Annotated in this window: 6 protein-coding genes, 1 rRNA gene and 1 pseudogene; 1 reads left to right on the plus strand and 7 read right to left on the minus strand. The window is 72.2% G+C overall.

Going from position 1 to position 8,207, the window contains the following annotated elements:
- Positions 1–4: 4 nt before the first annotated feature.
- The 4 genes from IE207_RS18840 to IE207_RS18855 form a co-directional block, all read right to left on the minus strand.
- Positions 5–835: an ABC transporter ATP-binding protein gene (locus IE207_RS18840; protein WP_190185389.1), complete on the minus strand. Its 831-nt coding sequence runs from the start codon at positions 833–835 to the stop codon at positions 5–7.
- The gene (locus tag IE207_RS18845) at positions 832–1,908 is read right to left on the minus strand and encodes a FecCD family ABC transporter permease (protein WP_190185390.1); all 1,077 of its coding nucleotides are present in this window, start codon (positions 1,906–1,908) and stop codon (positions 832–834) included. Before IE207_RS18845 ends, IE207_RS18840 begins: the two co-directional genes overlap by 4 nt.
- Complete coding sequence (locus IE207_RS18850) at positions 1,905–2,951, minus strand: FecCD family ABC transporter permease (protein ID WP_190185391.1); 1,047 nt, start codon at positions 2,949–2,951, stop codon at positions 1,905–1,907. The genes IE207_RS18845 and IE207_RS18850 overlap by 4 nt, the downstream gene beginning before the upstream one ends.
- A gap of 61 nt (positions 2,952–3,012) precedes the next feature.
- On the minus strand, positions 3,013–4,047 hold the full coding sequence (locus IE207_RS18855) for an HAD-IIA family hydrolase (protein ID WP_190185392.1): 1,035 nt from the start codon (positions 4,045–4,047) through the stop codon (positions 3,013–3,015).
- 120 nt (positions 4,048–4,167) lie between these two features.
- Here IE207_RS18855 and IE207_RS18860 point away from each other — a divergent pair, with 120 nt between their 5' ends.
- The gene (locus IE207_RS18860) at positions 4,168–5,439 is read left to right on the plus strand and encodes a DUF1015 family protein (protein ID WP_190185393.1); all 1,272 of its coding nucleotides are present in this window, start codon (positions 4,168–4,170) and stop codon (positions 5,437–5,439) included.
- 75 nt (positions 5,440–5,514) lie between these two features.
- On the opposite strand, the gene IE207_RS18865 is transcribed toward IE207_RS18860, so the two are convergent.
- The 3 genes and pseudogenes from IE207_RS18865 to rrf form a co-directional block, all read right to left on the minus strand.
- Positions 5,515–6,366 carry a tetratricopeptide repeat protein gene (locus IE207_RS18865; RefSeq protein ID WP_190185394.1) on the minus strand — a complete coding sequence of 284 codons (852 nt, stop codon included), beginning with the start codon at positions 6,364–6,366 and terminating at the stop codon, positions 5,515–5,517.
- A gap of 216 nt (positions 6,367–6,582) precedes the next feature.
- Positions 6,583–7,770: pseudogene (locus IE207_RS33220) on the minus strand (hypothetical protein); the annotation flags it as partial.
- A gap of 184 nt (positions 7,771–7,954) precedes the next feature.
- Positions 7,955–8,071, minus strand: a 5S ribosomal RNA gene (rrf, locus tag IE207_RS18875).
- Between the last annotated feature and the right edge of the window lie 136 nt (positions 8,072–8,207).

Raw genomic sequence — 8,207 nt, forward strand, 5'->3', positions numbered from 1 at the left:
CGGCTCAGGCGGCCAGCCCCGTACGGGCCTTGCGGGCGGCCGGGATCACCAGGGGCGTACCGGTCTCCGGGTCTTGGATGATCTGGCAGCGCAGCCCGAACACCTCCTCCACCAGCTCGGCGGTGACCACCTCGGCGGGCGGACCCTCGGCCACGACGACCCCGCCGCGCAGCGCGATGAGGTGCGTGGCGTAGCGGGCGGCGTGGTTGAGGTCGTGGAGCACCGCGACCAGCGTCCGGCCCTGGTTCTCGTGCAGCTCGGCGCACAGGTCCAGGACGTCGAGCTGGTGCTGGATGTCCAGGTAGGTGGTCGGCTCGTCCAGCAGCAGCAGCGGGGTCTGCTGTGCCAGCGCCATCGCGATCCACACGCGCTGGCGCTGCCCGCCCGACAGCTCGTCCACCGCCCGGCCGGACAGCTCCGCGACACCGGTCGCGGCCATCGACTCGGCGACGACCTGCTCGTCGTGCTGCGACCACTGCCGCAGCAGCCCCTGGTGCGGGTAGCGGCCGCGCGAGACGAGGTCGGCGACGGTGATGCCGTCGGGCGCGATCGAGGACTGCGGGAGCAGCCCGAGGGTCTTGGCCACCTTCTTCGCCGGCATCGAGGCGATGGCCTGGCCGTCCAGCAGGACCTGCCCGGCCGACGGTTTCAGCATCCGCGACAGGGCGCGCAGCAGCGTGGACTTGCCGCAGGCATTGGGGCCGACGATCACCGTGAAGGAGTTGTCGGGGATCTCCACCGAGAGGTCCTCGGCGATGACCCGCTGGTCGTAGCCGAGGGTCACGTTCCGCGCGGTCAGCCGCTGCTGCACTTGCCCACTCCTTGAGTCGCTCATATACGTCCCGCCTTGCGTTCGCTGACGAGCAGCCAGAGCAGGTAGACCCCGCCGACCAGCCCGGTCACCACGCCCACCGGCAGCTGGTCCGCCCCGAAGGCCCGCTGCGAGGCCCAGTCCGACACCAGCAGCAGCACGGAGCCCATCAGCGCGCCGGCGAGCAGGTTCGGCCCGCTGGAGCGGGTCAGGCGCCGGGCCAGCTGGGGCGCGGCCAGCGCGACGAAGCTGATCGGGCCGGCCGCGGCGGAGGCCGCCGTGGTCAGTACGATCGCCGCCGCCATCAGCAGCATCCGGGTCCGCTCCACGCCGACGCCCAGGGCGTACGCGGCGTCGTCGCCCATCTCCATCATCCGCAGCGCCCTGCCCTGCCCGAGGACGAGCGGGAACACCACCGCGCACGTCGCCAGCAGCGGCCACACCTGCGACCAGTCCCGGCCGGCCAGCGAGCCGGTCAGCCAGACCATCGCCCGGGTCGCGTCGACGAGTTTCGCCTTGGTCAGCAGGTACTGGATGAGGGCGAGGAGCATCGCGCTGGCCCCGATGCCGACGAGCACGAGCCGGTAGCCGTGGATGCCCTGCCTGTACGCGACGAGGTACACGGCGGCGCCCGTCAGCAGGCCGCCGGCCACCGCCCCCGCCGCAACCGCGGCGGAGCCGCCCTGGAAGAGGGTGATGACGGCGAGCGCGCCGACCGCCGACCCGTAGCTGAACCCCAGCAGGTCGGGGGAGCCCAGCGGGTTGCGGGACACGGACTGGAAGACGGCGCCGGCCATCCCGAGCGCCGCCCCGACGAGCACGGCGACCAGCACCCTGGGCAGCCGCAGGTCGTTGACGATGAAGTCGTCGGCGGGGCTGCCCTCGCCCAGCAGGGTCCGCACCACGTCCCAGGGCGCGATCTCGAAGTCGCCGGTGCCGATCAGCACGATCGCCATGACCAGCGCCACGGCCGCCAGCAGCAGCCCGGCGACCAGGGCGCGCGGCTCGAGCCGCAGCGCGGTCCCGCCGGGCCCGCGCAGCACCCGCGACCGGCTCGCCGTCGACCCGTCCGGCTTCGCGTTCGTCGTCTGCGTCACAGCTGGGCCATCCTCTTGCGCCGGACGAGGTAGATGAAGACCGGGCCGCCGACGAGCGCGGTGACGATGCCGACCTGTAGCTCGGCCGGGCGGGTGACGACCCGTCCGATGACGTCGGCGCCCAGCAGCAGTACGGGGGACAGCACTGCGGAATAGGCCAGGACCCAGCGCATGTCCGGGCCGGTGATCAGCCGCACCAGGTGCGGGACCATCAGCCCGATGAAGGTGATCGGCCCGCAGGCGGCGGTCGCCGCCCCGCACAGCAGGGTGATGGCGGCCATCGCGCCGATCCGGGTCCACGTCAGGTTCGCGCCGAGCGCCCGAGCGGTGTCGTCACCCATCGCCATGGCGTTGAGCGGCCGGCCGAGCGAAAACGCCATCACCGCACCGACCAGCAGGAACGGGGCGACTTGCCGGACGGTGTCCATGTTGGCCGACGCCAGCGAACCGACCGTCCAGAAGCGGAGCTTGTCCAGGGCCTTGCTGTCCATCAGCTGCACGGAGTTGATGTAGCCGACCAGGGCGGCACTGGCCGCCGTACCGGCGAGCGCGAGGCGCACCGGCGTCGCGCTGCGGCTGCCGCCGAGCACGTACACGACGACCGAGACGACGCCCGCTCCGAGGAAGGCCCACCACACGAACTCGCCGAGCGTGGAGGCGCCGAGGAAGCTGATCGCCGAGACGACGGCGGCCGCGGCGCCCGCGTTGACGCCGAGGATGCCGGGTTCGGCGAGCGGGTTGCGGGTCAGCGCCTGCATCACCGCGCCCGACAGTCCGAGGCCGAGACCCACCAGCACGCCGAGCAGGGTCCGCGGGACCCGCAGGTCGCGCACCACCACGTCGCCCGGGGTGCCCGCGTAGTGGAACAGGCCGTGCCAGACCTGGTCGAGGGGCATCTGCCTGGCGCCCACGGCGATGCTCGCCACCGCGACCGCGGCCAGCACCGCGAGCGCGGCCAACAGGCCGACGGCACGGGCGCCCTGGCGGGCACGGGAGGCGACGACGGGCGCGGCGCTCACTTCGGGGGGACTCTCGACCAACACGCAAGTTAGGTTAGCCTATCCTGCACGACTGGGAAGCCGCCGGTCAGGGCCCGGGTACGGCCTACAACCCCAGCCGCGCCAGCGCCTTCCCCGCGTCCAGCGCCGAAGAACCCTCCCCCGCCGCCGTCCAGGCCGCCGCACACAGCGCCCGAAGCCCGTCCAAGGGGTCACCGTCCTCCCCGCGCACAGCGAGTGCGCCGTCCATCGCCACTGCCGTCCACGCACCGCAGCGGAACCCGTCCCCGGCCGCCACCACCTCCGGCTGCCCGGTCAACAGCCCCCGCAGATCCCGGTCCACGTACGTCGGCCGGTGCTTCGGCTCGGCCCGCAGCAGCTGCGCCGCGTCCGTCACCCCGGTCAGCACCAGCAGCGAATCCACCTCCCCGTTGAACGCCCCCTCGATGTCGGTGTCCAGCCGGTCCCCCACCACCAGCGGCCGCTGCGCCCCCGTCCGAAGGACCGTCTCCCGGTGCATCGGCGGCAGCGGCTTGCCCGCCACCTGCGGCTCCGCACCCGTGGCGATCCGTACCACCTCCACGGCGGCCCCGTTGCCCGGCGCGATCCCGCGCGCGCCCGGGATCGTCAGGTCCGTGTTCGAGGCGTACCAGGGCACCCCGCGGCTGACCGCGTACGAGGCCTCCGCGAACCGCCCCCACGCCAGGTCCGGGCCCCCGTACCCCTGCACGACCGCCGCCAGGTCCTCCTCGTCGGCCGACTCCACCGGCACCAGCCCGCGCTCCCGCAGCGCGACCCGCAGCCCCTCCCCGCCGATCACCAGCACCTTCGACCCCGGCGCCACCTGATCGGCGATCAGCCGCGCCACCGCCTGCGCCGAGGTGATCACCTCGCCCGCCTCCGTCGGAATGCCCAGCTCGCACAGGTGCTCCGCGACGGCGTCCGGGGTCCGCAACGCGTTGTTGGTGACGTACGCCAGGTGCATGCCATGCGCCCGGGCGGCCCCCAGCGACTCCACCGCGTGCGCGATGGCCCGGCCGCCGGCGTACACCACCCCGTCCAGGTCCAGCAGGGCCGTGTCGTACGCCTGGTGCAGACTCCGCTCACTGCCCGCGGGACTGGTCCTGCTCTGCCGGGTCATCGTGTCCGCTCCCTGGTCCACTCGGTCGTCGATCGCTTCTGTCCGTACGTGCCCTGCTCTGCCCTGCTCAGTCGCTCCCCCGATCATCCCGCACCGTGAGACGCGTCTTACCATGCACCAATGACCACACCTGGTATCGCGGACCGAGGGCTGCGCCTGATCCCCTTCCACGGACTGCGTTATGACCCCGAGCGCGTCGGCAGCCTGGCCGCCGTCACCTCACCGCCCTACGACGTGGTCGTACGTCCCGACGGAGTCGACTACCTCGAATCCGCCGATCCGCACAACATCGTCCGCCTGATCCTCCCCCAGGCCGACACCCCCGCCGCCCGCAACGAACAGGCCGCGCGCACCATGCGCCACTGGCTCGCCGAAGGCGTCCTCAGCGCCGACCCCGAGCCCGCCCTGTACGTCTACGAGCAGCGCAAGCCCGGAGTCCTCCAGCGCGGCGTCATCGGCGCCCTGGCCCTGACCACCGCCGAGGACGGGATCGTCCTGCCCCACGAGGACGTCATGCCGCACGTGGTCACCGACCGCGCCGGCCTGATGCGCGCCACCTCGGCCAACCTCGAACCCCTCCTCCTCACCTACCGCGGCGACGACCCCGCCACGGGCGCGGCCGCCGTCATCGAACGGACCGCCCGACGGGAACCGCTGCTCTCCACCGTCACCGAGGACGGGTTCCGGCACAGCCTGTGGGCCATCACCGACCCCGCCGACCTGGCCGCCGTCACCGCCGACCTCGGCCACCGCCAGGCCCTCATCGCCGACGGACACCACCGCTGGGCGACGTACCTGCGCCTCCAGCAGGAACACCCCTCGCCCACTCCCTGGGACTTCGGCCTCGTCCTGCTCGTGGACACCGTCCGCTACCCGCTCCAGGTCCGCGCCATCCACCGGATGCTGCGCCGGCTGCCGACGTCGCAGGCGCTCGCCTCGCTCGGCGGATCCTTCCGGGTCCGCCCGGTCGAGGGCCCGCTCCCGCTCGCCCTCGAGGTCCTCGCCGACGCGTCGGAACGCGGCAACGCCTTCCTGCTCACCGGCGACGGCACCTTCCACCTCGTCACCGATCCGGACCCGGCCCTCGTCGAGCGCACCGTCCGCCACGACCGCCCCGAGGCCTGGCGCCGACTGGACGCGACGGTCCTGCACGCCGCCCTCCTCGACACCCTGTGGCAGATCCCCGACGAGCCGGAGCACATCTCCTACATCCACGACGCCGCCGCCACCGTGGAGATGGCCGAACGCCACGGCGGCACGGCGGTGCTGCTGCACCCCGTACGGGAGGACGTGGTCCGGGACCTGGCCCGCCAGGGCGTCACCATGCCCCGCAAGTCGACGTCCTTCGGCCCCAAGCCGGCGACGGGCCTCGTACTGCGCAGCCTGGACTGACCGGCACCGAGCGGCCGCGGACATGCGAAAGGGCGGTACCCCCGGGAAGGGGGTACCGCCCTTTCAGTTCAGCCGTCAGGCCTTGTCGCGGCCCTCGGTCCGGTCCTCGTCGCCGGAGGCCGTGTCGAGGGGTTCGTACTCCTCGTCGTCCTCGTCGTAGTACTCGGCCTGGTCGGCGGCACGCTCGGCGGCCGCCACCTCGGCGTCGTCCTGGACGTCGTCCTCGTCCTCGTCCTCGTCGAGGTCGAGGTCGTCGGCGGCTTCGAGGCCCTCGACGTCATCCTCGTCGTCCGGCAGGGAAGCGTCCACGAACTCGACCCCGTCCAGCTCGGCGAGCCGGTCGGAGGCGTCCGTCGCCTGGTCCTTGTCGGCCTCGGCCGTCTTGGCGAACCACTCGCGGGCCTCGTCCTCACGACCGGCCGCCAGCAGGGCGTCGGCGTAGGCGTACCGCAGACGCGCCGTCCACGGCTGCACGGAGTTCGACGCCAGCTCCGGGCTCTGCAGGGTCACGATGGCGGCGTCCAGCTCGCCCATGTCCCGTCGGGCACCGGCGGCCACGAGCCGCATCTCGACCTGACCGGCCTTGTCCAGCTTCTGCACCTCGGGCTCACCGGCCATGGCAAGCGCCCGCTCCGGACGGCCGAGGCCGCGCTCGCAGTCGGCCATGACGGGCCACAGCTCGACGGAACCGGTCATGCGCTTGGCGGCGCGGAACTCCGCGAGCGCCTCGCTGTACTTCTGCGTGGCGTACGCGGCGAAGCCGGCGGCCTCACGGACGGCGGCGACGCGCGAGGCCAGCCGCAGGGCGATACGGGCGTACGCGTACGCCTGCTCGGGGTCCTCGTCGATCAGCCGGGCCACCATGACCAGGTTGCGCGAGACCTCCTCGGCCAGGCCCTTGGGCAGGCTCAGGAGCTCCTGACGCACGTCGGCGTCGATCTCGTGACCGGTGATGTCCTCGTCGATCGGAAGCCGCTTGACCGGGTCGCGGTCGCGGTCGGCACGGAAGTCGCGGTCCCCGCCACGGTCATCACGGCCACGGTAGCCACCGCGGTCATCGCGGCCACCACGGAACCCACCACGGTCGCCGCCGCGGTCACCGCCGCGGTCGTCGCGACGGGGGTAGCTGGGGCGGTCGCCTCCGCGGTCGTCGCGACGCTGGAAACCACCACCGGCGGGGCGGTCACCGCGGTCGTCACGACGCGGGTAGCTCGGACGGTCACCGCCACGGTCGTCGCGACGCGGGTAGCTCGGACGGTCACCGCCGCGGTCGTCGCGACGCTGGAAACCACCACCGGCGGGACGGTCACCGCGGTCGTCACGACGCGGGTAACTGGGACGGTCACCGCGGTCGTCGCGACGCGGGTAGCTGGGACGGTCGCCCCGGTCATCGCGACGCGGGTAGCTCGGGCGGTCACCGCCACGGTCATCACGACCGCCGCGGAAGCCACCGCGGTCATCGTCACGGCGCGGGTAGCTGGGACGGTCGCCCCGGTCATCGCGACGGGGGTAGCTCGGACGGTCACCGCCGCGGTCGTCGCGACGCTGGAAACCACCACCGGCGGGACGGTCACCACGGTCGTCACGACGCGGGTAGCTCGGACGGTCGCCCCGGTCATCGCGACGCGGGTAGCTCGGACGGTCACCGCCACGGTCATCACGGCGCGGGTAGCTGGGACGGTCACCGCCACGGTCATCACGACCGCCGCGGAAGCCACCGCGGTCATCGTCACGGCGCGGGTAGCTGGGACGGTCGCCCCGGTCATCGCGACGGGGGTAGCTCGGACGGTCACCGCCACGGTCGTCGCGACGCTGGAAACCACCACCGGCGGGACGGTCACCGCGGTCGTCACGACGCTGGAAACCACCACCAGTGGGACGGTCACCGCGGTCGTCACGACGGGGGTAGCTGGGACGGTCGCCCCCACGGTCGTCACGACGGAACGAGGGACGGTCCCCACCCCGGTCATCGCGGCGCGGGTAGCCACCGCCAGTGGGGCGGTCGCCCCGGTCGTCACGACGGGGGTAGCTCGGACGGTCACCGCCACGGTCGTCGCGACGCTGGAAACCACCACCAGTGGGACGGTCGCCCCGGTCGTCACGACGGGGGTAGCTCGGACGGTCGCCACCACGGTCGTCGCGACGCTGGAAACCACCACCAGTGGGACGGTCACCGCCGCCGGCGGGACGCCCACCACGGTCGTCACGGCGGAAACCGCCGCCACCACCGGTCGGACGGCCACCGCGGTCGTCGCGACGGAAACCACCACGGTCACCGCCACGGTCGTCACGGCCCCCGCGGTAGCCGCCCCTGTCACCGCCGTCGTTGCGACGAGGCTCGCGCTCCGGACGATCGTCGGGAGAGTTGGACATGGGTGTGACTCCTGTCTTCGGGGTACCGCTAGTCATTCTCGCGCAACCAACCCATGGCCGCGCTTCGGCGTAAAGAGGTAGAAAAAACAAAAGGACCCTTGGTCCAGCGTTGAACGCTGGACCAAGGGTCCTTTGAAAGATTGTTCGGCGGTGTCCTACTCTCCCACAGGGTCCCCCCTGCAGTACCATCGGCGCTGAAAGGCTTAGCTTCCGGGTTCGGAATGTAACCGGGCGTTTCCCTAACGCTATGACCACCGAAACCCTATCGGTTTCGAGCGAACAAGCACACTTTGTAGTTGTGTTCCAGCTCAAGAAACCAGCAACTGTTCGTTGCTTCAGAACTAACACAGTGGACGCGAGCAACTGAGGACAAGCCCTCGGCCTATTAGTACCAG

The organism is Streptomyces cirratus, from assembly GCF_014650775.1.
In the GTDB taxonomy this organism is placed as follows: domain Bacteria; phylum Actinomycetota; class Actinomycetes; order Streptomycetales; family Streptomycetaceae; genus Streptomyces; species Streptomyces cirratus.